The 25,095-nt window shown below is 68.4% G+C and carries 23 protein-coding genes; 10 read left to right on the plus strand and 13 right to left on the minus strand.

The features are described 5' to 3' along the window. The first annotated feature begins 96 nt into the window (after positions 1 to 96). The 8 genes from AC1DTW_RS05410 (at position 97) to AC1DTW_RS05445 (ending at position 8,684) form a co-directional block, all read left to right on the plus strand. Positions 97 to 375, plus strand: coding sequence for a ribbon-helix-helix protein, CopG family (locus AC1DTW_RS05410; protein ID WP_477979925.1), 279 nt, complete (start codon positions 97 to 99; stop codon positions 373 to 375). Positions 376 to 378: 3 nt separating this feature from the next. Continuing rightward, a complete protein-coding gene (gene hyfB / locus AC1DTW_RS05415) occupies positions 379 to 2,403 on the plus strand; it encodes a hydrogenase 4 subunit B (RefSeq protein WP_477979927.1) in 2,025 nt (674 codons plus the stop codon). 6 nt (positions 2,404 to 2,409) lie between these two features. Beyond that, positions 2,410 to 3,357, plus strand: a complete 948-nt coding sequence (locus tag AC1DTW_RS05420) for a respiratory chain complex I subunit 1 family protein (protein WP_477979929.1) — start codon at positions 2,410 to 2,412, stop codon at positions 3,355 to 3,357. A gap of 261 nt (positions 3,358 to 3,618) precedes the next feature. Beyond that, the gene (locus AC1DTW_RS05425; RefSeq protein ID WP_477979931.1) at positions 3,619 to 4,278 is read left to right on the plus strand and encodes a formate hydrogenlyase; all 660 of its coding nucleotides are present in this window, start codon (positions 3,619 to 3,621) and stop codon (positions 4,276 to 4,278) included. 13 nt (positions 4,279 to 4,291) lie between these two features. Continuing rightward, positions 4,292 to 5,749, plus strand: a complete 1,458-nt coding sequence (locus AC1DTW_RS05430) for a hydrogenase 4 subunit F (RefSeq protein ID WP_477980241.1) — start codon at positions 4,292 to 4,294, stop codon at positions 5,747 to 5,749. 3 nt (positions 5,750 to 5,752) lie between these two features. Continuing rightward, on the plus strand, positions 5,753 to 7,306 hold the full coding sequence (locus AC1DTW_RS05435) for a hydrogenase large subunit (RefSeq protein WP_477979933.1): 1,554 nt from the start codon (positions 5,753 to 5,755) through the stop codon (positions 7,304 to 7,306). Beyond that, a complete protein-coding gene (locus AC1DTW_RS05440; RefSeq protein WP_477979935.1) occupies positions 7,307 to 7,846 on the plus strand; it encodes an NADH-quinone oxidoreductase subunit B family protein in 540 nt (179 codons plus the stop codon). A gap of 271 nt (positions 7,847 to 8,117) precedes the next feature. Continuing rightward, positions 8,118 to 8,684, plus strand: coding sequence for a PEP-CTERM sorting domain-containing protein (locus AC1DTW_RS05445; protein ID WP_477979938.1), 567 nt, complete (start codon positions 8,118 to 8,120; stop codon positions 8,682 to 8,684). A 48-nt stretch (positions 8,685 to 8,732) separates the two neighbouring features. Here the strand turns inward: AC1DTW_RS05445 and AC1DTW_RS05450 are convergent, their stop codons facing one another. From AC1DTW_RS05450 to AC1DTW_RS05495, 10 genes are all read right to left on the minus strand, one after another. After that, positions 8,733 to 9,512: a glycosyltransferase family 2 protein gene (locus tag AC1DTW_RS05450; RefSeq protein WP_477979940.1), complete on the minus strand. Its 780-nt coding sequence runs from the start codon at positions 9,510 to 9,512 to the stop codon at positions 8,733 to 8,735. Further along, the gene (locus AC1DTW_RS05455) at positions 9,509 to 10,240 is read right to left on the minus strand and encodes a lysophospholipid acyltransferase family protein (protein ID WP_477979942.1); all 732 of its coding nucleotides are present in this window, start codon (positions 10,238 to 10,240) and stop codon (positions 9,509 to 9,511) included. Before AC1DTW_RS05455 ends, AC1DTW_RS05450 begins: the two co-directional genes overlap by 4 nt. A gap of 8 nt (positions 10,241 to 10,248) precedes the next feature. Next, on the minus strand, positions 10,249 to 11,127 hold the full coding sequence (locus tag AC1DTW_RS05460; RefSeq protein ID WP_477979944.1) for a MipA/OmpV family protein: 879 nt from the start codon (positions 11,125 to 11,127) through the stop codon (positions 10,249 to 10,251). Beyond that, a complete protein-coding gene (locus AC1DTW_RS05465; RefSeq protein WP_477979965.1) occupies positions 11,124 to 12,113 on the minus strand; it encodes a chorismate transformation FkbO/Hyg5 family protein in 990 nt (329 codons plus the stop codon). The genes AC1DTW_RS05460 and AC1DTW_RS05465 overlap by 4 nt, the downstream gene beginning before the upstream one ends. A 20-nt stretch (positions 12,114 to 12,133) precedes the next feature. Continuing rightward, the gene (locus AC1DTW_RS05470) at positions 12,134 to 13,465 is read right to left on the minus strand and encodes an NAD(P)/FAD-dependent oxidoreductase (protein WP_477979967.1); all 1,332 of its coding nucleotides are present in this window, start codon (positions 13,463 to 13,465) and stop codon (positions 12,134 to 12,136) included. A 153-nt stretch (positions 13,466 to 13,618) separates the two neighbouring features. Then, the gene (locus tag AC1DTW_RS05475; protein WP_477979969.1) at positions 13,619 to 14,332 is read right to left on the minus strand and encodes an ABC transporter ATP-binding protein; all 714 of its coding nucleotides are present in this window, start codon (positions 14,330 to 14,332) and stop codon (positions 13,619 to 13,621) included. Between the two features lie 11 nt (positions 14,333 to 14,343). Continuing rightward, complete coding sequence (locus AC1DTW_RS05480) at positions 14,344 to 15,120, minus strand: ABC transporter ATP-binding protein (RefSeq protein ID WP_477979971.1); 777 nt, start codon at positions 15,118 to 15,120, stop codon at positions 14,344 to 14,346. A 14-nt stretch (positions 15,121 to 15,134) separates the two neighbouring features. Next, entirely contained in the window at positions 15,135 to 16,295 is a 1,161-nt protein-coding gene (locus AC1DTW_RS05485; protein ID WP_477979973.1) for a branched-chain amino acid ABC transporter permease, read from the minus strand. A gap of 13 nt (positions 16,296 to 16,308) precedes the next feature. Next, complete coding sequence (locus tag AC1DTW_RS05490) at positions 16,309 to 17,232, minus strand: branched-chain amino acid ABC transporter permease (protein WP_477979975.1); 924 nt, start codon at positions 17,230 to 17,232, stop codon at positions 16,309 to 16,311. Between the two features lie 255 nt (positions 17,233 to 17,487). Beyond that, positions 17,488 to 18,801 carry a replication-associated recombination protein A gene (locus AC1DTW_RS05495; protein ID WP_477979977.1) on the minus strand — a complete coding sequence of 438 codons (1,314 nt, stop codon included), beginning with the start codon at positions 18,799 to 18,801 and terminating at the stop codon, positions 17,488 to 17,490. Positions 18,802 to 18,902: 101 nt separating this feature from the next. Between AC1DTW_RS05495 and AC1DTW_RS05500 the strand changes: the two genes are divergently transcribed. Then, on the plus strand, positions 18,903 to 20,111 hold the full coding sequence (locus tag AC1DTW_RS05500; protein WP_477979979.1) for a carbohydrate porin: 1,209 nt from the start codon (positions 18,903 to 18,905) through the stop codon (positions 20,109 to 20,111). A gap of 25 nt (positions 20,112 to 20,136) precedes the next feature. Here the strand turns inward: AC1DTW_RS05500 and lolA are convergent, their stop codons facing one another. Genes lolA through AC1DTW_RS05515 form a run of 3 tightly spaced genes read right to left on the minus strand, consistent with a single transcriptional unit; the run spans position 20,137 to position 23,829 of the window. Beyond that, on the minus strand, positions 20,137 to 20,745 hold the full coding sequence (lolA, locus tag AC1DTW_RS05505) for an outer membrane lipoprotein periplasmic chaperone LolA (RefSeq protein WP_477979981.1): 609 nt from the start codon (positions 20,743 to 20,745) through the stop codon (positions 20,137 to 20,139). Continuing rightward, positions 20,742 to 23,105 (minus strand): DNA translocase FtsK, encoded by a 2,364-nt coding sequence (locus AC1DTW_RS05510; RefSeq protein ID WP_477979983.1) that lies wholly within the window; start codon positions 23,103 to 23,105, stop codon positions 20,742 to 20,744. Before AC1DTW_RS05510 ends, lolA begins: the two co-directional genes overlap by 4 nt. Before the next feature lie 58 nt (positions 23,106 to 23,163). Further along, complete coding sequence (locus tag AC1DTW_RS05515) at positions 23,164 to 23,829, minus strand: Crp/Fnr family transcriptional regulator (RefSeq protein WP_477979985.1); 666 nt, start codon at positions 23,827 to 23,829, stop codon at positions 23,164 to 23,166. A 234-nt stretch (positions 23,830 to 24,063) separates the two neighbouring features. On the opposite strand from AC1DTW_RS05515, the gene trxB reads away from it, so the two are divergent. Continuing rightward, the gene (trxB, locus tag AC1DTW_RS05520; RefSeq protein ID WP_477979987.1) at positions 24,064 to 25,029 is read left to right on the plus strand and encodes a thioredoxin-disulfide reductase; all 966 of its coding nucleotides are present in this window, start codon (positions 24,064 to 24,066) and stop codon (positions 25,027 to 25,029) included. Positions 25,030 to 25,095: the final 66 nt, after the last annotated feature.

Raw genomic sequence — 25,095 nt, forward strand, 5'->3', positions numbered from 1 at the left:
AAGTTCGGTCCGGGCGCGTGCGCTCGCGATGCACATGCCAGTCATGTACGATGTGCATCAGATGTCATCGCCCGGACACTCGATGCCGAGGGATCCATGGAGCTCAAGACCGCACGGTTGACGCTGCTGATCGATCCGAACAAGAAGGCCGCGTTCGAAAGCCTGTGTGCGCGGCAGGACCGCACGGCGTCGCAGGTGGTCCGGCAGCTCATTCGCAACTACCTTGCCGAGCACGGCGTCGAGTTCGTCGCCAGCGGCATGCCCGTCGACGAGCCTGCGCCTGGCGCCTCCTTGCCGCCGCGCACCGGCCGGGCTGTAAAACGCAGGCCCGCGGCCGTTGCCAAGAAGCCCCCGACGGGCCGTCGCAAGACCTGAGCCGTGACCAGCCCGAGCGCCGCCCCGTGGCTGCTGCACCTCGACGGGGTGCTGATCGTCATGGCAGCCTGGCTGGCGGTCGGCGCCGCGGGGGTGTTCGCGCTGCGCCGGTTCAGGTTCGTGTCCCACGCACTGTTCCCGGCCGGCGGCGTGCTCGGGCTGGCGCTGTTCGGCATCGCACTCGCGGCGCTTCCGGGCACGGCCGAGATCGCGGTGCTGCCGATCGGCCTGCCGGCGCTGCCGTTCCACCTGCGGCTGGACAACCTGTCGGCGTACTTCCTGATGGTGATCGGCGCCGCGTCGGCCGGCATCTCGGCGTTCGCGGCCGGCTACTTCCGCAAGGGCGAAGGCACGCCGCCGGGGCTGCTGTGCCTCGAGTACCACGTGTTCCTGGCCAGCATGGTCGGCGTCGTGCTGGCCGACGATGCCTACTCGTTCATGGTGATGTGGGAGACGATGGCGCTGGCCTCGTTCTTCCTCGTCACCGCGAACCACCGCGTGCCCGAGGTTCGCAGCGCCGGCTACCTGTACATCACGGTCGCGCGCATCGGCGCGATCGCGATCCTGTTGTGCTTCGGCGTGCTGCAGGCGAACACCGGCGACTACACCTTCGCGAACATGCGGGCGCAGGCGCTGACGCCGTTCTGGGCCTCGATCGGCTTCATGCTGGCGCTGTTCGGCTTCGGTGCGAAGGCGGGCGTGCTGCCGCTGCATGTGTGGCTGCCGGAGGCGCACCCGGCCGCGCCTTCCCCGGTCTCGGCACTGATGAGCGGCGTGATGCTAAACACCGCGATCTACGGCCTGCTGCGCGTCTCGCTCGATCTGCTGCACCTGCAGCTCTGGTGGTGGGGCGGCCTGCTGCTCGCGATCGGCCTGGCGACCGCGCTGTTCGGCGTGGTGTTCGCAGCGGTGCAGACGGACATGAAGCGCCTGCTCGCCTACTCGTCGATCGAGAACATGGGCCTGCTGTTCGTCGGCATGGGCCTGACGCTGATCTTCGCCGCCTACGAGATGCGGCCGATGGCCGCGCTGGCGCTGACGGCGACGCTGTACCACGTCGCCAGCCATGCCTGCTTCAAGAGCCTGCTGTTCCTCGGCACCGGCAGCGTGCTGCACGCCACCGGCGAGCGCAACCTGGGCAAGCTCGGCGGCCTGATCCGCACGATGCCCTGGGTCGGCTGGCTTGCGTTGCTCGGTGTGCTGGCCAGTGCCGGGCTGCCGCCGCTCGGCGGTTTCGTCTCGGAGTGGCTGCTGCTGCAGAGCTTCCTGTTCACGCCGGGGCTGCCGGTGCCGCTGCTGACGATGCTGATCCCGGTCGTCGCGGCGCTGATCGCGCTGGTCGCGGCGCTCGCGGGCTACACGATGGTCAAGTTCTTCGGCGTGATCTTCCTCGGCCAGCCGCGCGAGGCGAAACTCGCCGAGGCCCACGATGCCGGCGCCTGGGAGCGCGGCGGGATGATGTGGCTGGCGCTCGGCTGCATCGCGCTCGGTCTGCTGCCGACTCAGTTCATCCAGCTGATCGACCCGGTGACGCAGCAGCTGGTGCGATCGGGCCTCGGCGCGCACGTCGCCGGCAGTGGCTGGCTGCTCGCGCCGAACAGCCTCGCGCAGGCGAGCTACGGGCCGGTCATCTTCCTGCTCGGCATCCTGGCGAGCTTCGCGATCGCCTATGTGCTGGTGCGCCGGCTCTACCACGGGCGGATGCGCCGCGCACCGCCCTGGGCCTGCGGCTTCCCGTGGGGCACCGCGCGCATGCAGGACACGGCCGAGGGATTCGGCCAGCCGATCCGCCAGATCTTCGAACCCTTCTTCGTGATGCGGCGCGAACTGCCGACACCGTTCGACGAACGGCCGCACTACCGCGTCACGGTCGAGGATCACTTCTGGCGCTGGCTCTATGTGCCGCTGGCCGACCTGGCCAACTACCTGGCCCGCTTGGTGGGCCTGATGCAGCAGGGCCGCATTTCGGTCTACCTGCTGTACAGCTTTCTGACGCTGGCGGCCACGCTGCTGGCGGTGATGCGGTAGCCAAGAATGACCTTCACGGGAGTCCTCTCGCAGCTGCTCGAGATCGTCATCGCGATCGCGCTGGCGCCGCTGCTGACCGGCTGGGTGAACCAGTGGCGCGCGTGGCTGCAGAACAAGTCGGCGCCGAGTCTGTGGCAGCCGTACCGGGTGCTGCACAAGCTGTTCAACAAGGAGTCGATGGTCGCCGAGCACGCATCGCGCCTGTTTCGCACCGCGCCCTATGTCAAGTTCGGATGCATGGTGCTCGCCTGCGCGATCATCCCGACGCTGTCGACCGACCTGCCGCTGGCGCCCGCAGCGGATGCGATCGCGCTGGTCGGGCTGTTCGCGCTCGCGCGCGTCTTCATCTCGCTGGCCGCGATGGACATCGGCACCGCCTTCGGAACGATGGGGGCGCGGCGCGAGATGCTGGTCGGCTTTCTGGCCGAGCCGGCGCTGCTGATGGTGCTGTTCTCGGCCTCGCTGATCTCGAAGTCGACCTCGCTGACGACGATCGTCGAGACGCTCGCGCACCGCGACCTCGCGATCTACCCCGGCCTGGCCTTTGCCGGCGTCGCGTTCACGATGGTGTCGCTGGCCGAGAACGCGCGCGTGCCGGTCGACAATCCCGCGACACACCTCGAGCTGACGATGCTGCACGAGGCGCTGATCCTCGAGTACTCGGGCCGGCATCTCGCGCTGCTCGAGTGGGCGGCTAGCCTGAAGCTCTTCGCGTACTCGTGCATCGGCCTCGCGCTGTTCTTCCCGTGGGGCGTGGCCGAGGCGCAGGCGCCACTGGAGATGCTGCTCGCGCTGCCCGCGCTCGTGCTCAAGCTCGCGATCGGCGGCTTCCTGCTCGCGGTGCTCGAAACGGTGAGTGCCAAGATGCGCATCTTCCGCGTCCCCGAGTTCCTGGCCACCGCGTTCCTGCTCGCGGTCATCGGGATGTTGGTCCATCTGCTGCTGGCGCGGTGATGAGGGCGCCGATGCTTCGCGGACCCATCGCCGGACCAAGCGCGGCGCGTCGCGGCAGGGTCGGGCCGCTTGCGGCCCAAGTCCGCGTGTCTGAGGCCCGTACTCGGGCCGAGTTTGCGGACTTGCCCTGCGGAGCGAGCAGCGCAGGGCACCCCTCGCGCAGCGAGGGGCGCGGCTTCAGCCCTCGACGGCCTGGCCGCTCTCGCCCTTGCTGCTCCAACATCCGCGAAGAGTCTGTGTGCAGCTGGCGGTACTTCTGACATGAGCGCCCTGCTGACCCAGTTCGTCAACCTGCTCGGCGCGGTGCTGCTGATGCTCGCGTTCGCGATGATCGCGCAGCGGCGCATCCTGTCGCTGATCTACCTGTTCACGATGCAGGGCGCGACGCTCGCGCTGGCCACCGCGGTCGTCGGCTACGTGACGAACCAGCATCATCTGTACCTGTCGGCAGGCCTGACCTTCCTGCTCAAGGTGCTGCTGATTCCCTACCTGCTGCACCGCGTGATCGACCGGCTCGGCATCCGCCGGGACGTCGAGACCTTGATCAACATCCCGACGACGATGCTGATCGGCATCGGCGTCGTGATCTTCGCGTTCAACCTCGCGATACCGATCTCGCAGCTGTCGTCGGCGCTCGCCAGCGGCACCTTGGGCATCGCACTGGCCTGCGTGCTGCTGTCGTTCCTGATGATGATCACGCGCGCCAAGGCGGTGCCGCAGGTCATCGGTTTTCTGGCGATGGAGAACGGCCTGTTCTTCGCGGCAACCTCGGCCACCTACGGCATGCCGATGGTGGTCGAGCTCGGCATCGCGCTCGACGTGCTGGTCGGCGTGCTGATCCTCGGCGTGTTCATGTTCCAGATCCGCGAGCAGTTCGACAGCCTGGACATCCGCAACCTCGAGAAGCTGAAAGAAGACTGAGTTGCAACTCGAACTGAACGCCCTGGCCTTCCTGCTCGCCTGCCCGCTCGCCGGCGGGCTGGTGCTGGCGCTCGTGGGCCACCACGACAACGCGCGCGACATCAATGTCGCGTTCAGCTTCGGCACCTTCGTCGCGGCCTGCGCGCTGACCGCACGCATCGTCGCCGACGGACCGATGCTGGTGTGGGAGCGCGAGTTCTACATCGATGCGCTGAATGTCTTTCTGGTCACGCTGACCGCGTTCGTCGGGCTCACGACCTCGATCTTTTCGCGACCCTACATGCGCATCGAGCGCGACCGCGGCAAGATGACGCCGCCGCGGCTGCGCCTGTACCACAGCATGTACCAGCTGTTCAGCTTCACGATGCTGCTCGCGCTGACGACCAACAACATGGGGATCGTCTGGGTCGCGATGGAAGCCGCGACCCTGACCACCGTGCTGCTCGTCAGCGTCTACCGCAGCGCGGCCAGCCTCGAGGCGGCGTGGAAATACTTCATCCTGTGCGGCGTGGGCATCGCCCAGGCGCTGTTCGGCACCGTGCTGCTGTACATGGCCGCCGAGAAGGTCATCGGCCCCGAGGGCGGCGCGCTGCTCTGGACCCATCTCGATGCCGTGAAGGGCCAGCTCGACCCCAACGTCATCACGCTGGCCTTCGCGTTCCTGTTCATCGGCTACGGCACCAAGGTCGGCCTGGTGCCGGTGCACAACTGGCTGCCGGATGCGCACGCCGAAGGGCCGACGCCGGTGTCGGCGGTGCTCTCGGGCCTGCTGCTGAACGTCGCGTTGTACGCGGTGCTGCGCTGCAAGGTCTTGACCGACGGCGCACTGCACAACAGCCAGCTGTCGGGCCGGCTGATGATGGGCTTCGGGCTGCTCTCGGTCGTCGCGGCGGTGTTCTTCCTGATCCGCCAGCGCGACGTGAAGCGGATGTTCGCGTACTCGTCGATCGAGCACATGGGGATGATGACCTTCGCGTTCGGCATGGGCGGCCCGATCGCGAGCTACGCCGGCCTGCTCCACATGACGGTGCATTCGCTGATCAAGTCGGCGATCTTCTTCGCGGTCGGCCACGCGACGCAGAAGGCCGGCACGCAGATCATGGAACACATCCGCGGGCTGATCACCGTCAGCCCGACGGTCGCCTGGGGCCTGATGCTGGGCGCGCTCGCGATCCTGGGCATGCCGCCGTTCGGGGTGTTCGCGAGCGAGTTCCTGATCGTCACCACGGCGATGCGCGAGCAGCCCTGGGCCACGCCGTTCCTGCTCGTCGCGCTCGGCCTGGCCTTCGCCTCGGTGTTCAGCCGGGTGCAGCCGATGGTGTTCGGTGCCACCAACGTCCAGCCGCTCGCGCACCCGCCGGCGCTGGTCCCGGTGTTCGTGCACCTCGCGCTCGGCCTGATGCTGGGCCTGTACATCCCGCCGTACCTCGACGGCTGGTATCGCCAGGCCGCGGCGATGCTCGGCAACTGAGCGATGACGACGCCAGCACTGTCGGACCTCGGGCTCGCGCTGCGGCGGCTGCTGGCGCCGTTGCCGATCTGGCATGCGCGCGTGGACCGCGAGCGCTGGTCCGCCGCAACCCGCGCCATCGCCGATCGGGGCGGCCGGCTGGTCGCCGTCTGGGGCATCGATCGGCACGCCGGCGAAAGCGCCGTCTGCGCCGCGCTCGCGCTGCCGGAGGGGCTGGGCTGGCTCGAACTGCCGCTCGATGCGTCGACACCCGGCTTCCCGGATCTGTCGCCGGTGTTCCCGTGCGCCCGGCGCATGCAGCGCGCGATCACCGACCTCTCCGGTCTGCGCGCCGACGGTGCCAGCGACACGCGCCCGTGGCTCGACCACGGCGTGTGGGCGCCCGGGCCGGCGCCGTTGCAGCACGGCAGTCACCCCGCGCCGACGAGCGCCGGCACGCTGCCCGCCGACTACCCGTTCGTGCGCGTCGAAGGTGACGGCGTGCACGAGATCGCGGTCGGGCCGGTGCACGCCGGCATCATCGAGCCGGGTCACTTCCGCTTCTCGGTCGTCGGCGAGAAGGTGCTGCGCCTGGAGGCGCATCTCGGCTACGTGCACAAGGGCATCGAGCGGCGCTTCACCGAACTCGCGCCGCTCGACGCGCACCGGCTCGCCGGCCGTGTCTGCGGCGACTCGACCGTGGCCTTCGCGTGGGCCTACTGCATGGCGCTCGAGTCGGCGTGGGGCTGCGAGATCCCGACACGGGCGGCCTGGCTGCGCGCGCTGCTGCTGGAGCGCGAGCGCGTCGCCAATCACCTGGGCGATCTCGGCGCGCTTGGCAACGACGCCGCGCTGTCGTTCGGCCTCGCGCAGTTCTCGCGCCTGCGCGAGGACTGGCTGCGTCTGTCGGCGCAGGCCTTCGGGCATCGGCTGATGATGGACACGGTCGTGCCCGGTGGCGTCGCGATCGACCTGTCGCCGCCGATGCGCGATCGGTTGCGGCAGCAGTGCAACGCGATCGAGCGCGAGGTTCGCGTGCTGAAGAACGCCTACGACGAGCATGCCGGCCTGCAGGACCGCTTTCTCGGCACCGGCCGGGTCGCGCCGCAGCTGGCCGCGCAGCTCGGCCTCACCGGGCTGGCGGGGCGCGCCAGCGGGCAGGCCTTCGATCTGCGTTGCGCACCCGGCTGGGCGCCCTACGACGATCTCGCGGTGCAGATCGCGACCCACCAGGACGGCGACGTCGCAGCCCGCGTCGGCGTGCGCTTCGACGAGCTGCACGAATCGCTGCGGCTGATCCGCGCGCTGTGCGACGGCCTGCCGCAAGGCGGCGTCCGGGCCGCGCTGCGCGCCGCTTCGGAGCGCTCGATCGGTGCCGGCCGGGTCGAGGGCTGGCGCGGCGAGGTGTTCGTCGCGCTCGAGCTCGGCGCCGCCGGCGAGATCGTGCGCTGCCACTGCCACGATCCGTCGTGGCAGAACTGGCCGGTGCTCGAACACGCGGTGATCGGCAACATCGTTCCGGACTTTCCGCTGATCAACAAGTCCTTCAACCTCAGCTACTCCGGGCACGACCTCTAGATGTGGCACGTCCTCAAGCAAATCGTTCGCACCGGCATCGTCACCGAGCCAGCGCCGCAGGTGGCCGATGCCGATGGCGCAGCGGTGCAGCGCATCCATCAAGACCTGCTCGCGATCCTCGGCCAGGCGTTGACGATCCGTCAGGTCGATGCCGGCTCGTGCAACGGCTGCGAGCTCGAGATCCACGCGCTGAACAACCCCTACTACAACATCGAGGGGCTGGGGATCAGGTTCGTCGCGAGCCCGCGCCATGCCGACATGCTGCTCGTGACCGGGCCGGTCTCGCGTCACATGGAGGAGGCGCTGCGTCGAACCTTCGAGGCGACGCCCGAACCGCGTCTCGTCGTCGCGGTCGGCGACTGCGGCTGCAGCGGCGGCATCTTCGGCGAAAGCTACGCGAGCTGCGGCAAGGTCGCCAACGTGATCCCGGTCGATGCCGAAGTGCCGGGCTGCCCACCGCCGCCGCTCGAGATCCTGCGCGGCATTCTCGGCGCCGTGCGCCAGCGCCGGCCGCAACGGCAGCGCCGCGCGCCCGTCTGACCGCGCGCACCTGGAGCTGCTGCATCTTTGGGCAGCCGCGCCGAGACCGCGTCGGCGCTGCGCTTCGAGCAGGCATCCTGCGGATGTCCACAGGCTTTTCCACCGCCACTGTGCACAAGCTCACACGCGACAGTTGTTTTGATGAGTCCGCCCCCGCAGCCGCGGGGGGCGCGTGGACCGCACGACTTCGCACAATTCATTCCACGCCAGGCCTTTGCCTTCTGCATCTGCATGGCCTTCCGTTCAAACGTTCAAACCCTTGGGAGCAAAGATGAAGATTTCCACCCGTATCCTGCGCAAGGCCCTCGCGCTTGCATTCCTCGGCTCGGTCGGCTCGGCGTTCGCCACGGACCTGCCGGCCGTCATCGCCCCCTGCGCGGTGACCGACATCACCGTCAACGCCCAGGATTGCCGCGGCTTCTACGGTGACCAGTGGCTCAGCGGCAATGCCGGCGACGTGGCCGTGCAGGTCGAAGCGCTCAGCCAACTCGGCTTTGCCTGGGACGGCGTCACGACCGTGGTGCCCGACAACCAGTCCGGCCTCGGTGGTGCCACGCTGCTGAACTTTGCGGTGCCGCTGACGGGCATCAGCTACATCGGCATTCACTACGGCGGTGGCGCAGCCAGCCCCGTTCCTGGCCAGGACACCACCGCGTTCTACCGCCTCGACGCCGGCGCGGGCCTGGACTCGCTGACGCTGAGCTTCGGCGCGAGCTCGGACATCAAGGTCTACTCGACCGTCCCGGCCGTTCCGGAGCCCGAGACCTACGCGCTGATGCTCGCCGGTCTGGGTGTGGTCGGCTTCGTCGCTCGCCGCCGCAACCGGCAAGCTGCCTGAGTCTCGCTTCGTTGCGGCGAACCCCGCTGCGGCGGGGTTTTCTCTTTTCTACAGCGTCTGAAACGGCGGCCGCCGCAGCGCGCGGCGCAGCAACAGGCTCGGCAGTCGCAGCGCGAATTCGAGCATCAGCCGCAGGTGCATCCAGGTCAGCAGCACGTTGTCGCGCCCGTAGCGGAAGTGCGAGACGCCGCCCTCCTCGGCCGACAGGTAGCGCACCGGCGCGGCGATGTTCACCGGCTTGACGCCGCGCCAGGCGAGGCGCACGACGGCCTCGGTGTCGAAATCGAAACGGCGCATCCAGGGCTGACGGCGCATCACCGCGATCAGGTCGTCGACCGGATAGACGCGAAAGCCGTAGAGCGAATCGTCGATGCCGGCGCCCAGCGTCTCGAGATTCGTCCACCAGTTCGAGATGCGCCGGCCGCGCACGCGCAGCAACGGCGCCGAGGCATCGAACACCGGGCGGCCGAGCACCATCGTCTCGGGCTGCTCGGCCGAAGCCTGCATGAACGCGGGGATCAGCTCGGCCGGGTGCTGGCCGTCGGAGTCCATCGTCAGCGCGTGCGTGAAGCCGGCATCGCGCGCGGCCTGCAGCCCGTGCAGCACCGCCGCGCCCTTGCCGGCGTTGGCGGGCAGCTCGATCAGCTTCAGCCCCGGGTCGGAGGCGGCGATCTCGCGCAGGCCGGCCGGCGTGCCGTCGGTACTGCCATCGGTGACGACCCAGACGGGGTTCCAGCGCGCGCGCGCCGCACGCACCGTGTCGAACACCTTCGGCCCGGTGTTGTAGCTCGGGATCAGCAACAGGTGCGTGCGCGAAGCGGGGTTCATCGCCGCAATTCTTCCGCGAAATAGGCCTCGAGCCGCTTCAGCAATCCCTGATGGTCGGCCTCGGGCGCGAAACGCGCGCCGAGCCGCACGCTGAAGACCACCGGGAACTGCGGCGTGCGGTAGATTGGCCAACCCTTGCCCAGGTAGGGCGAGTCGGACTCGATGATCACGGTCTGGATCGGCACCTGCGCCATGTGCGCGATCAGCGTCACGCCGGGCCGGAACGGGTTGATCGGCGACTGCACCGTGCGCGTGCCTTCGGGGAACAGCACGAGCTGTGCGCCCGCCTGCAGGTTCGCGATGCAGCTGCGGATCATGCCGCGCGGCGGATCGTTGCGGATGTAGCGCGCGAGGCGTGCGCCGGCACCGAGAAACGGATTGCGCATCAGGCTCGCGCGCATGATGCAGATGCCGCGCGGCACGCGCGCGATCACGAGCAGCGCATCGAGCATGCTCGGGTGGTTCGCGGCGATGATCAGACCGGCGTCGCGCCGCAGCGCATCGAGCGCGGCGTAGTCGATGCGCATCAGGCCGAGCCACTGCGCGCAGGCCCAGAAGCCGCGGTAGACCGACGAGATCGCCGCACGCCCGACGACCACGCCCTGCTCACGCGTCAGGAACGGGTACAGCACGAAGCAGACGAGGTTCCAGCTCAGCGACATCGCACCGAGGTGCAACAGCAGCACGTAGAACAGAACGCTCTGGAACAGACGCCGCAGGAGACTCAAACAGCACCTCAGTCAGTGCCCGCCACGAGCTCGGACGAAGTCGCCAGAATCCATGAAACGCCGAAGCCGAAGGTCACGGCCGCGCTGCGACGCAGCAGCGGGCTGTCGTCGAACGTGGCGCCGCGGAAATTGTCGTAGCGCACGAACGCGCCGACCCAGGCGTTGCCGAAGCGGCGCGACGTGGCCGCCAGCGCGCGCCAGCCGGCGTACCCGCCGTGGGCCTGGTACACGGGCCGATCCGGCGTCGCATAGGCCGCATCGACGCCGTAGTAGTACTGGTGGAACTTGCGATCCGCGAACACCGGCCCGGTCAGCATGCCCAGATTCCAGCCGCCGCCGAGGCCGCCGATGTCGAGGTTCAGGTTCGGCGAGAAGGTCGTGCCGACGAAGCTCGGCGAGCGCTCGATCGTCACGGCGCCGCGCAGCGGCAGGCGCAGGTCGATTTTCCAGCGCTCCTTCGGCGAACTCGCGAGCGTGATGTTCAGGTTCGGCCCGAGCTCGAAAGTGCCCGACAGGTTCGGCATGCCTTCGCGCGCTGCGTTGCGGCTGCTGCGCGTCGGCGTCGATGCGGCGACACTGACATCGACCTTGATGCGCTGCGAATCGAACAGCAGCGCCCGCGCGCCGTCGCGGTCGGCCTTCAGCCAGGTGCCGCGATAGACGATGTAGGGCAGCGGCAGCAGGTAGTAGTGGCTCTGGTCCGAGCCGGGGTAGTCGGGCAGCCGCAACCCGGCGACGCCGAGACCGAGCTCCCACAGCGGACGTTTCGCGCCCGGGTTCAGACCGGCATCGACATCCGGGCCGGGCTCGACCGGATCGGCGCTGCAGACCGGCACCGCCAGTGCCGCCGCGAGCAGCAGCGCGGCGCTTCGAACGGCATTCGTCATGCGCCGCCCCCGACCTGCGCGAAGACGTGCGCTTCGATCTCGACCAGCAGATCGGCGCGGCAGATGTCGGCCTGCAGATAGATCGCATCGCGCGCCGCAGCGCTGTCGGCACCGACCGCGCGTTCGAAGACCTCGCGCACGATCGCGAGATGCGCGGCATCGCGCACATACACCGTCGGGATCAGCGCGTCGGCAGGGAACGCCGCGCCCGCGCGCTCGGCCGCGATCTGGCGCAAGGTCGCGATGTTGCGCAGGCTCTCTTCGGTCTGGCGGCGCACGTCACCGATGTGCAGCGTCGCGTGGCCGACGATGCTCGCGGTGCCGGAGATGAACAAGGCCTGGCGCGCGCCGCCGATGTCGACCAGCGCGGCGCGCGAGAACGTCGGCGTGCGCGGGCCATAGACGTCGGGATAGCGGTAGGCGCTGATCTGGCGCGGGTTCTCGATCGCCAGCGGCGGCCTGCGCCCGGCCAGGAAGTAGACGCGCAGCGGGCCGCCACGCGTGCCGAGCGCACAGGCGGCCGGCGCACCCTCGAACGCGCTGCGGCGCGCATCGACGAAGGCCTGCTGGCGGCCGACGTTGAACTGACGGTAGCGCTCGCTGCCACCGGTTTCGCGGTTGATGTCGGCGAGGTAGTTCCACAGCCGCAGCAGGTGCGGGCAGTCGTTCGCGGCGAGCACCTCGAACAGATCGTTGTAGGCGCGCTGCGTCGCGGCCTGCAGGCCGTCGGTGCGATCGTCGATCTCGGCCAGGCCGTGCAGCCAGTGGCCGTCGGTCGTGTAGCGCACGCTGCCATGCCGATGCTCGGCGCTCGGCGCCGCGCTGCTCCAGGCGTCGAAGACATCGCCATCGGGTGCGAGCAGCGCCGCGTCGAGCGCGCCTTCGCCGAGCCCGACCCGACGACCGCCAAGCGCGGCCGGTGCGGCGCCGAGCGCCGCCAGCCGCTGCCGGCGGAAGACGAGCGGCTCGGGAGCCGCGACAACCACGGGCGACCTCGCAGCAACACTCACGCGGCAGAGCCCTCGACGTCGCGGATGTTGACGCGGCGGCGCCGCCAGGCCCGCACCGTGCGGCCCAGGTTGCCGATCGAGACCAAGTAGTACAGCGCCTTCATGATGCGCAGCGAGCCCCAGATCGGCGTCTTGCCGAAGATGTCGCCGGCGAGCAGCGACAGCAGCGCTTCCTTCACGCGCATCGGGTTCTGCGGCTCCATGAAGAACTCGCGCATCGTCGGGTTCGTGACGCGGAAGATGAACCACGAGAACTCGCGCGGGCCGAGGCGCATGCGCTTCTCGAAACGCGCGCGCGCGGCGGCCGCCTCGCGCGGCTTGTCGAGCGTCGTCTCGATCACGTCGGCCCCTTCGAAGCCGCTTTGCATCGCGAGGAAAACGCCCGACGAGAACACCGGGTCGATGAACGCGTAGGCATCGCCCAGCATCAGGTAGCGCTCGCCGCTGCAGTGCGAGCTGCTGTACGAGTAGTTGCCGGTCGCGTAGACCGCCTCGTCGACGAGCTGCGCCGCTTCGAGTCGCTTCGCGAGCTCGGGGCACAGCGCGATCGTGTCGCGGAAGAACTCGGGCAGCGGCCTCTTGTTGCGCGACTTCAGGTAATACGGCCAGCAGACCGCGCCGATGCTGGTCGTGCCGTCGGCCAGCGGAATGAACCAGAACCAGCCGTGGTCGAACCACAGGATCGTGATGTTGCCCTCGAGCTTGCCTTCGAGGCGCTGCGCGCCGGTGAAGTGGCCGTAAAGCGCCGAACTGTTGTGCTGCGGATTCTTCTGCTTGCACTTGAAGTGGTTCGCGAGCAGCGTGTCGCGGCCGGTCGCGTCGACGAGGAACTTCGTGCGCCAGGTCTGGCGGGCGCCATCGTCCAGCTCGACCTGCACCGTTGCGCCATCGGCGTCGAACGCGACTTCGCGGACCTGGTGGCCTTCGAGCGTGCGCGCGCCCTTCGCGCCGGCGTTGCGGAACAGGATCTCGTCCATCTCGGAGCGGCGCACCTGCCACGCGTAGGGCATGCTCTTGTCCCACGCGTCGGCGAACTCGACGAAGGCGCGGTGCTCGTGATCTGGCGAGACGAACTCGACGCCCCACTTCTGCATGCCGATCGCCTCGATCCGCTCGCGCAGGCCGAGCCGATCGAACAGCTGCGCATTCGCCGGCAGCAACGATTCGCCGATGTGAAAACGCGGGTGATGCGCCTTCTCCAGCATCACGACATCGCGGCCGCGCTCGGCGAGCACGGCACTGATCGTCGCGCCGGCCGGGCCGCCGCCGACGACGAGCACGTCGCAGCGAAATTCGGCGCTCGCCGGGGTGGAATGGGGCATGTTCATGGCCGGCGAATTGTATCGTCAGCACTCCGCGCGGCCGGGCCCCCGGTCGCGGGCTTCGGGCCCGCTTGAGGCATCTCAGGCCAGCGCCGGGCCGCCCCAAGCGGCCCGAGCTCCCCTCGGGGGACGACGCCGCAGGCGTCTAGGGGCGGACAGTCACTCGCCGAGGTAGGCGGCGCGCACTTTCGGGTCGTTCAGCAGCTGCTTCGCATCGCCGCTCATCGTCACTTCGCCCGAGTCCATCACGTAGCCGCGCGACGCGAGCTGCAGCGCGCGGCTTGCGTTCTGCTCGACCAGCAGCACGGTCGTGCCGCGGCTGTGGATGTCGTTGACGACCTCGAAGATCTTGTCGACCATGATCGGCGAGAGGCCCATCGAGGGTTCGTCGAGCAGCAGCACCTTCGGCTGCGCCATCAGCGCGCGGCCCATCGCGAGCATCTGCTGCTCGCCGCCGCTCATCGTGCCGGCGAGCTGGTTGCGGCGCTCCTTCAGGCGCGGAAAGATCGCGAACACCTTGTCGATGTCGGCATCGACCTGCTTGTCGTTGCGGACGAACGCGCCCATCTGCAGGTTCTCGGTGATCGTCATGCGCGTGAAGGTGCCGCGGCCTTCGGGCACCATCACGAGGCCCTGCTTGACCAGGTCCCACGGGCCCTGGCCCTTGATCGACTTGCCGAGGTATTCGATGTCGCCACCGACCGCCGGCTGGATGCCGGTGATCGCCTTCAGCGTCGTCGTCTTGCCCGCGCCGTTCGCACCGATCAGGCTGACGAGCTCGCCTTCGTGCACTTCGAAGGTCACGCCCTTGACGGCCTGGATGCCGCCATACGCGACCTTCAGCCCGGTGACCTTGAGCAGAGTATTTGCCATGAATGTATTTCTCAGTGCGTCTTGTGCTCGGCGCCGAGGTAGGCCTCGATCACCTTCTCGTTCTTCTGCACCTCGGCCGCGGTGCCCTCGGCGATCTGCTTGCCGTAGTCGAGCACGGTCAGGCGGTCGCACAGGCCCATCACGAGCTTCACGTCGTGTTCGATCAGCAGGATCGTGCGGCCGTCCTTGCGGATCCGGTCGATCAGCTCGCGCAACACGATTTTTTCGCTCGCGTTCATGCCGGCGGCGGGCTCGTCGAGCGCGATCAGCTTCGGGTCGGTCGCCAGCGCACGGGCGATCTCGAGGCGCCGCTGGTCGCCGTAGCTGAGCGTGCGCGCCTTGTATTGCGTGAAGCGGCCGATGCCGACGTAGTCGAGCAGCTCCTGCGCGCGCTTCGCGATCAAGGCCTCTTCGGCCATGAAGCCGCTGGTGCGCAGCACGGCGCCGACCAGACCGGAGCCGGTGCGCACGTGGCGCCCGACCATCACATTCTCGAGCGCGGTCATCTCGGCGAACAGGCGGATGTTCTGGAAGGTGCGCGCGATGCCGGCCTTCGCGACCTCGTGCACTGCCGTCGGCTTGTAGGGCTTGCCGCCGAGCTCGAAGCTGCCGGAGTCGGGCGCGTACAGGCCGGTCAGCACGTTGAAGAACGTCGTCTTGCCGGCACCGTTCGGGCCGATCAGCCCGTAGACCTGGCCCTTCGTGATCGTGATGCCGACATCCGACAACGCCTGCAAGCCGCCGAAGCGCTTCGAGACGCCGCTGACCTTGAGAATGGTTTCACTCATCGTGGCGCTCCTGCTCACTCGATGGTCGGCACGATGGACGTGGCCGGCGGCGGTATCTGCTCGCCCGGCGCCAGGCGCGCGTGCGGGTTCACTGGCAGCGTGTCGGGCGTCACGTCCTTGCCGTGCTCGGGCGAAGGCCACAGGCCGCGCGGGCGCGACAGCATGATGCCGATCATCGCCAGCGCGATCAGCAGCTGGCGCAGGATCGACGCGTCGAGCCGCCCATCGCTCCACTGCTGCAGCGGCCCCGCCACGTAGCGCAGCACCTCGGGCAGCGCCGACAGCAGCAGCGCGCCGACGATCACGCCGGGCAGGTGGCCGATGCCGCCGAGCACGACCATCGCGACGATCATCACCGACTCCTGCAGGCTGAACGACTCCGGCGAGATGAAGCCCTGGAAGCTCGCGAACATCGCGCCCGAGACGCCGCCGAAGGTCGCGCCCATGCCGAACGCGAGCAGCTTCAGGTTGCGCGTGTTGATGCCCATCGCCTTCGCGGCGATCTCGTCCTCGCGGATCGCCATCCAGGCGCGCCCGATGCGGCTGCGCTCGAGGCGGTAGCAGACCAGGATGCCGATCAGCACGAGCGTGAGGAACAGGTAGTAGTAGTTCGTGACCTTCGGGAACTCCATCCCGAACAGCTCCTGCGTCTTGCCGAAGTGGATCCCGAACATCGAGATGTCGTCGATCCCGGTGATGCCCTTCGGGCCGTTCGTGATGTTGACCGGCGCATCGAGGTTGTTCATGAACACGCGCACGATCTCGCCGAAGCCGAGCGTGACGATCGCGAGGTAGTCGCCGCGCAGCTTCAGCGTCGGCGCGCCGAGCAGCACGCCGGCGCCGCCGGCCAGCACCGCGCCGAGCGGGATGATCACCCACCACGGCGTGTGCAGCCCGTTCGGGAACATCGCGGCGATGCCGGGGAAGGTGTCGGTCAGTTGCGGCGACGCGAGCAGGCCGAACATGTAGGCGCCGACGGCGTAGAACGCGACGTAGCCGAGGTCGAGCAGCCCGGCGAAGCCCACGACGATGTTCAGGCCGAGCGCGAGCAGCACGTACAGCAGCGCGATGTCGATGATGCGGACCCAGGCGTTGCCGGCCTGCTGCGCGAGCAGCGGCAGGATCAGCAGGCCGATCGCCACGATCACGATCTTGAGCGTCTTGTTGTCTTTCATGATCGTCTCCTGGTCAGGCGCGGTCTGCGACACGCTCGCCGAGCAGGCCTTGCGGTCGCAAGGTCAGCACGAGGATGAGCACGATGAACGCGAAGATGTCCTGGTAGTTGCTGCCCAGCACGCCGCCGGTGATCGCACCGATGTAGCCGGAGCCGAGCGACTCGATCAGCCCGAGCAGCACGCCACCGACCATCGCGCCGGCGAGGTTGCCGATGCCGCCGAAGACCGCCGCGGTGAAGGCCTTCAGGCCCGGCAGGAAGCCCATCGTGTGCTGCACCGAACCGTAGTTCGCCGCGTACATCACGCCGGCCAGCGCGGCCAGCGCGGCACCGATCACGAAGGTGGCCGAGATCACGTGGTCGGGCCGCACGCCCATCAGGCCGGCGACACGCGGGTTCTCGGCGGTGGCGCGCATCGCGCGCCCGAGCTTGGTCTTGTTGACCAGGTACACCAGACCGCTGAGCGTGATCGTCGTGACGATCAGGATCATGATCTGCACGTTGTTGATCACCGCGCCGCCGACGTTGTAGGGCTCGCTCGGCAGCAAGATCGGGTACGACTTGTAGTTCGGCTTCCAGATGATCATCGCCAGCGTCTGCAGCAGCAGGCTCATGCCCATCGCGGTGATCAGCGGCGCCAGCCGCGGCGCATTGCGCAGCGGCCGGTAGGCGATCTTCTCGATGCTGTAGTTGAGGGCGCAGCAGACGATCACGGCGCAGATCAGCCCGATGAGCAGCAGCAGCCAGCCCGGCAGCCCCGCACCGGCCAGCGCGGTGACGACGGTCCAGCTCGTCAGCGCGCCCACCATCAGCACCTCGCCGTGCGCGAAGTTGATCAGGTTGATGATGCCGTAGACCATCGTGTAGCCCAGTGCCACCAGCGCGTAGACGCTGCCGAGCACGAGGCCGTTGATGATCTGCTGGATGAAGGTGTCCATTCTGTTCTCACTCCTGCGTTGTCGACCCCGTTTCGCCGCCTGGGTGCAGAGCGCGACGACGCAGAGCGCCCGTCGGCGTCGGGCCTGTACTTCCGTGCCTCATCCAGTAGCAATAATCCGGCCACGGCCTGGTTGCGTCGGGGGCTCGCCATGCAGCGCGAGCCGGAGCGCAGCGGATTCTAGGTTCGCGGGCAGCGGCATCCGACCCTGACTTTCCCGATACTGGTGCATCAAACGCGTACCAGGAACTGGGGGTCAGCGCGAAGTGCCGGCGTCCTCGTTCAGACGGCGCAGTTCGCGCAGCCGCTCGCCGATGCGGATTTCGAGCCCGCGCTCGACCGGCTCGTAGAACTGCGGCGCCTTCATGCCGTCCGGCCAGTAGGACTCGCCGGCCGCGAAGCCACCGGCTTCGTCGTGGGCATAGCGATAACCCTTGCCGTAGTCCAGGCCCTTCATCAGCGCGGTGGGCGCGTTGCGCAGCCGCAGCGGCACCGGGCGGGTGCCGTCCTTGCGGATGAAGTCGCGCACCGCGTTGTAGGCGCCGTAGACCGCGTTGCTCTTCGGCGCGATCGCGAGGTAGACGACCGCCTGCGCGAGCGCGAGTTCGCCCTCGGGCGAACCGAGCCGCTCGTAGGTTTCGGCGGCGTCGAGCGTCAGGCGCAGCGCGCGCGGGTCGGCCAGACCGATGTCTTCGCTGGCCATGCGCACCATGCGGCGTGCCGCGTAGCGCGGGTCGACGCCGCCGTCGAGCATGCGCACGAACCAGTAGAGAGCCGCATCGGGGTCGCTGCCGCGCACCGCCTTGTGCAGCGCCGAGATCGTGTCGTAGAACTGCTCGCCGCCCTTGTCGTAGCGGCGCAGCTGCTCGCCGAGCGAGCGTTCGAGCAGCGCCTCGTCGATGCTCGCGACCTGACCGGCCATGCCGATCAGGTTCTCGTAGGCGTTCAGCAGGCGACGCGCATCGCCGTCGGCGTAGGCGACGAGCCGGTCGCGCGCCGCATCGCTCATCGGCGGCGCGGCGAGCAATGCGGCGGCGCGGCCGAGCAGCTCGCCCAAGTCGTCTTCGGTCAACGTCTTCAGCACATGCACGGTCGCGCGCGAGAGCAGCGCCGAATTGACCTCGAACGATGGGTTCTCGGTGGTCGCGCCGATGAAGGTGAACAGGCCCGATTCGACATGCGGCAGGAATGCGTCCTGCTGCGCCTTGTTGAAGCGATGCACCTCGTCGACGAAGACGATCGTGCGGCGCGCGCTGTTGCGCGCGATCTGCGCGCGCTCGACGGCGTCGCGGATGTCCTTCACGCCGCCGAGCACCGCCGAGATCGCGATGAACTGCGCGTCGAAGCCCTGCGCGACGAGCCGCGCCAGCGTCGTCTTGCCGACGCCCGGCGGGCCCCACAGGATCATCGAATGCAGCCGGCCCGAGTCGAAGGCCGCGCGCAGCGGCTTGTCGGGGCCGAGCAGGTGCTGCTGGCCGATGACTTCGTCGAGCGTCTTCGGGCGCAGCCGCTCGGCGAGCGGGGCGTCGAGCTCGTCGTCGAAGGGCAGGCCGGGCGAATCGGTGGGCATGAAACGATTGTCGCAGCGCGCCAACGACGCGCGCTGGCGCTGCGCCAGAATGCCGACGGCACGCGGGGCTGACAGCCGCTCGCCGTACAGCGGGGTTGGCCATGAAGCGCATCAACGACAGGACGAAACAGATCGCCGCCGGCGCGCTGTGTGCCGCACTGGCCGGCTCGCCAGCCCATGCGCAGACCGAGGATCCGCCGCCACGCAGCGCGAGCGTGCCGCCGTGGAGCTGGGACGCGACCTACAAGGCCGACTGGCTGCACAGCCGCGCGGCCGGCAACCCGTGGGTCGGCAACCTGGGTCTGCGCGTCGTCGCCGACGCCGGTGCGCTGCTCGGCTGGGACGGCGTGACGCTGCATGGCGAAGCGCTGCTGAACCATGGCGGCAAGCCGAATCGGCGCATCGGCAGCATCCAGGGGGTCAGCAACCTCGAGGTCGCCGAGAGCGCCGCGCGGCTGTACGCGACCTGGCTCGAGAAGGACTTCGGCAATGGCGCGAGCCTGCTGTTCGGCCTGTACGACCTGAACTCCGAGTTCTACGCCACCCCGGCCTCCGGGCTGCTGATCCACCCGTCCTTCGGCATCGGCATCGACTTCTCGCAAACCGGGCGCAACGGGCCGTCGATCTTCCCGAACCTCGGTCTGGCGCTGCGCGGCAAGATGCAGCTGGGCGCCGACCACTATCTGCAAGTCGCGGTGATCGACGGCGTGCCCGGCGACGCCGAGCATCCGGGTCGAACCGTCGTGCGCTTGAGCCGCGACGACGGGGCGCTGCTGGTCGCCGAAGCCGGCTGGCAAGCGCGCGGCCCCGATGGCCCGATGCCGGACCGCCTCGGCCTGGGCGTGTGGGGCTACACGCGGCGCAGCGAGCGCGTCGACTCGAGCGGCGCCGAGCGGGACCGGGGCATCTACGCGCTCGCGCAGGCGGTGCTGCGCGACGCGCCCGATGCACGCACGACCGGCTTTGTCCGCGCGGGGCTCGCCAACCGGCGCGTCAACGCAGTCGCGTTCGGCTTCGACGGCGGTGTGCTGGTCGAGCGGCCTTTCGGCGACCGCGGGCCGAGCGCGCTCACTGCCGGCATCGCGGTGGCGCGATTCGGTCGGGCGCAGCGCGCTGCGCGCGCGCTCGAAGGCGTGTCGATCGCAGCCCGGGAGACCGCACTCGAGGTCGGTGCGCGCTGGCAGCCGGTGGCCGCGCTGGCGATCCAGCCGCTGGTGCAGCGGGTCTGGAACGTCGGCGGCCGGCCCGGCGCACGCGCGACCATCGCCGGCATGCGGCTCGAATGGACCTTCGAGTCGGCGCCGCGCTGAACCGCGGCCACCGCAGCAGCCGCCGCTACTGCTCGATCACATCGGCGCCGGCCGGTGGCTTGAACTGGAAGGTCTCGGCGCCGAAGCTGACACCGGCCGTGAATTGGCTGAACTGCAGCAGCGAACGCTGGTCGAAGGCGTCGACGATCTCAAGCGCGGCGAGCTCCTTGGCGCGAAAGCCGACGCGTACCGACTTGAATGCGCCGTCCTTCGCCTTCGGTGTCGCGCTGGCCCAGTCGAGGCCGTCGCGCGCGGGCAGCGCGGCGAGATCGAAGTCTTTGTCGAGCGAGCCGCCGGCAAGCAGCGCGGCGGGCGTCGCGCCGAGCGCGGCGCTGAACTTGCGCGAGCTCGCCTGGTTCAGGTCGGCATCGTAGATCCAGACCTTCTGGCCGTCGGCGACGATGACCTGCTCGAACGGCTTCGCGTAGATGAACCGAAAGCGGTTCGGGCGCGAGAACTCGAAGCTGCCGGTCGAGGTCTTTTTCTTCGCGCCGTCGGGCGAGGTCACCGTCTGCGTGAACTGCGCGCGGCCGGTCTTCACGTCGCGGATGAAATCCTTCAGCGTGTCGACGGCATCGGCGTGGGCGGCAATCGCGGCGAGGCTCAGCGACAGCGCAACGAGGAGTCGTTTCATTCGGATCGGTTCGGGGCGATGATGTCCCGGTTGCCGTTGGTAGACATGCTGGATACGAGCCCGGATTTCTCCATTTGTTCCAGCAGCCGCGCGGCGCGGTTGTAGCCGATGCGCAGGTGGCGCTGCACCAGCGAGATCGACGCGCGCTTGTGCTGCAGCACGATCGCGACCGCCTGGTCGTACATCGCGTCGCTTTCGCCGCCGCCCATCACACCGCCCTCGCCGGTCAGCACGTCGGCGCCGTCGTCGAGCACGCCGCCTTCGAGGATGCCTTCGATGTAGTTCGGTTCGCCCTGGCTCTTCAGGTAGCTGACGACGCGGTGCACCTCGTCGTCGCTGACGAACGCGCCGTGCACGCGCACCGGCAGCCCGGTGCCCGACGGCATGTACAGCATGTCGCCCATGCCGAGCAGCGCCTCGGCGCCCATCTGATCGAGGATCGTGCGCGAGTCGATCTTGCTGCTGACCTGGAAGCTCAGCCGTGTCGGGATGTTCGCCTTGATCAGCCCGGTGATCACGTCGACGCTCGGCCGCTGGGTCGCAAGGATCAGGTGGATGCCGCAGGCACGCGCCTTCTGCGCGAGGCGGGCGATCAGCTCCTCGATCTTCTTGCCGATCACCATCATCAGGTCGGCCAGTTCGTCGATCACGATCACGACGAACGGCAGGGATTCGAGCGGCTCGGGCTGTTCGGGTGTCAGGCTGAACGGGTTCGGGATCAGCTCGCCGCGCTCTTTCGCCTCGAGGATCTTCTTGTTGTAGCCCGAGAGGTTGCGCACCCCCATCTTGCTCATCAGCTTGTAGCGGCGTTCCATCTCGCCGACACCCCAGTTCAACGCGTTCGCGGCCAGCTTCATGTCGGTGACGACCGGGCACAGCAGGTGCGGGATGCCTTCGTAGACGCTCATCTCGAGCATCTTCGGATCGATCAGGATCAAGCGCACGTCGCGTGCTTCGGCCTTGTAGAGCAGGCTCAGGATCATCGCGTTGATGCCGACCGACTTGCCCGAGCCGGTCGTGCCCGCCACCAGGCAGTGCGGCATCTTCGCGAGGTCGGCGACGACCGGGTTGCCGACGATGTCCTTGCCCAGGCCCATCGTCAGCTGCGACTGCGCGTCGTTGTAGACCGTCGAGCCGAGGATCTCCGAGAGCCGGATCGTCTGGCGCTTCGGGTTCGGCAGCTCGAGCGCCATCGTCGTCTTGCCGGGGATCGTCTCGACGACACGGATGCTGACGAGGCTGAGCGAGCGCGCCAGGTCCTTCGACAGGTTCAGCACCTGCGAGCCCTTCACGCCGGTCGCCGGCTCGATCTCGTAGCGTGTGATGACCGGCCCCGGCGATGCCGCGACGACGCGCACCTCGACGCCGAAATCCTTCAGCTTCTTCTCGATCAGCCGCGAGGTCATCTCGAGCGTCTCGGGCGAGACCGTCTCGGTGCGGCCGGGCGCGGCGTCGAGCAGGTCGACCTGCGGCAGCTTGGTGTCGACGAGCTCGCTGAACAGCGGCTTCTGCCGCTCCTTGACGACGCGCGTGCTCTTCGGCACCTCGACGACCGGCGCCTCGATGACGATCGGCAGGTGATCCTCGTGCAGGCGATGTTCGACGTCGACGACGACCTCGCGCTCGCGCAGCGCCTTCGCACCGACGCGGACGTCCTCGGCGCGCTCGATGCGCTCGACGCGCTGTTCGCGCAGCGAATCGATCCGCGCACCGATGCCTTCGGCCAGGCGCAGCCACGAGAAGCGCAGCGCCAGCGCGACACCCGCGACCAGCGTCGCGATCCACAGCACGCCCGAGCCGACGAAGCCGAGCAGCTGCTGGCTCAGGCTACCCAGCGTGTAGCCGATCGCGCCGCCGGCGTGTCCGCCGGCAACGCGCCCTTCCCATTGGTACAGTCGCGTCCATTCGAGCGACGAACTGGCCGCCAGCAGCAGCGCCAGGCCGACCCAGAACAGCCACGCCGGCCGGGGCGCGGCGTCGCTCGGATGAGGTGCTGCCGGATCGCTGCGCAGCATGCGCGCCAACGCCCCGAGCCAGGCCCGCAGCGCGACCGCCACGGCCCACCAGACCGAGTAGCCGAATCCGAAGTACGCGAGGTCGGAGAACCAGGCGCCGAGCGCACCGGCCTTGTTCAGCGTGATCGAGGCGGTGCCCGAGGTCGAGAACGCCGAGTCGCCGGCGTTGTGGGTCGCCAGCGCAAGCACTGCGAGCAGCCACAGCACGCCGCCGATCAGCAGCCCGAGCTGGGCGCGCCAGCCGGCCGGATGGTGCGGCACGCCGCCGCCGAAGGGCACGCCGCCGGCCGAGAATCCGTTGGAGGCGCCGCCGTCGGAGCGGAGTGAACCGAGAGGGAATGTCATCGGCGGATTGTGGCCGATCGCGCCAGGCGTTCAGCCCGACGGCGCGCCGAGCGGAAGCTCAGGCGGTCAGCTGTTCCTTGATGATCACCGAGCCGTTTTCCTGGGTCTGGATCATGCCGCGCTCTTCGAGGTCTTTCATCACGCGGCTGACCATCTCGCGCGAGGCGCCGACGACCTTGGCCAGATCCTGGCGCGAGACCTTGTTGCGGATCAACTTGACCTCGCCTTCGAGCTCGCACATGTCGAGCAGCGTGCGAGCGACACGGCCGTAAACATCGAGCAGTGCGAGCGATTCGATCTGCCGGTCGGCGCTGCGCAGGCGCTGCACCAGCCCGCGCATGATCGCGTATGACAGGCTCGAGTTCTCGGGCAGGCAACGCGCGAACTCGGCGCGGCCGAGGATCAGCATGTCGGTCTGGACCTCGGCGCGCACGGTGGCCGAATGCGGTTCGTTGTCGATCAGGCTCATCTCGCCGACATAGTCGCCGGGCTGCAGCACCGCGAGGATCACCTCGCGCCCGCGCGCATCGGCCGTCAGCACGCGCGCGCGGCCGGTCAGCAGAATGAACAGGGCATTCGACTTCTTGTTGTGCTCCACCACGATCTCGCCGCGCCTGAAGCGCCGCTTGACGACGCTGTCGGCGATGCCCTGCGCCTGGTCGTTGGTCAGAAGTGAAAACAACGGCACGCGCCGGATCAGATCGAGATTGGAAAGCATTGCCATTCGGTTTGCCTTTCGATTTGTGTTGCTGACGACAAGCCCTGCCACGGGCCGACCGTGCGCCTTTCGTGCCACGGTCTAGCAGGAAGCGTTCCTCGCCAATTTTTTCACGCTACCTACAATTTCGCTATTGTCACCATTAACGAGCTTGGCGCCAGCCCGATCGAACCCCATGTCAGACTCGCGCGTCGTCGCTCCCGTCGAGCGGCGCCTGTCCAGCCCCGAACACTCGAAAACATGAGCAGCACTCCGACCTCACACGCCCGCGTCCTGATCCTCGGCTCCGGCCCTGCAGGCTACAGCGCCGCCATCTACGCCGCGCGCGCCAACCTGAAGCCGGTGCTGATCACCGGGATCGCGCAGGGCGGGCAGCTGATGACGACCACCGACGTCGACAACTGGCCCGCCGATGTCGATGGCGTGATGGGGCCCGACCTGATGCAGCGCTTCCAGAAGCACGCAGAACGCTTCGACACGAAGATCGTGTTCGACCACATCAACACCGTCGACCTGTCGAAGCGGCCGTTCACGCTCCAGGGCGATTCCGGCACCTACAGCTGCGACGCGCTGATCCTCGCAACCGGCGCCTCGGCCAAGTACCTCGGCCTGCCCTCCGAAGAGACTTTCATGGGCCGCGGCGTCAGCGGCTGTGCGACCTGCGACGGCTTCTTCTATCGCGACCAGGCGGTCTGCGTCGTCGGCGGCGGCAACACCGCCGTCGAAGAGGCGCTGTACCTGTCGAACATCGCGAGCAAGGTGCACCTGATCCACCGCCGCGACAAGTTCCGTGCCGAGGCGATCCTGGTCGACAAGCTGCACGCGAAGGTCGCCGAAGGCAAGATGCAGCTGCACCTGTGGAACACGCTCGACGAGGTGCTCGGTGATGCCTCCGGCGTGACCGGTGTGCGGCTGCGGTCCACCGCCGCGGGCGCGAGCGGCGGCACGAGCGAGCTGAAGGTCACCGGCTGCTTCATCGCGATCGGCCACCAGCCGAACACCGACATCTTCAAGGGCCAGCTCGAGATGAAGGACGGCTACCTGATCACGAAGAGCGGTCTCGCCGGCATGGCGACGATGACCAGCGTGCCCGGCGTGTTCGCCGCGGGCGACGTGCAGGATCACGTCTACCGCCAGGCGATCACCAGTGCGGGCACCGGCTGCATGGCGGCGCTCGACGCCCAGCGCTTTCTCGAGCAGCAGTGACCCTTCAAAATCGGTCTATAATCGCAGTCTTTGCCGAAATTCCGGCAGCCGGATCAATAGATCATA

This window comes from Rhizobacter sp. P5_A1, assembly GCF_056400745.1.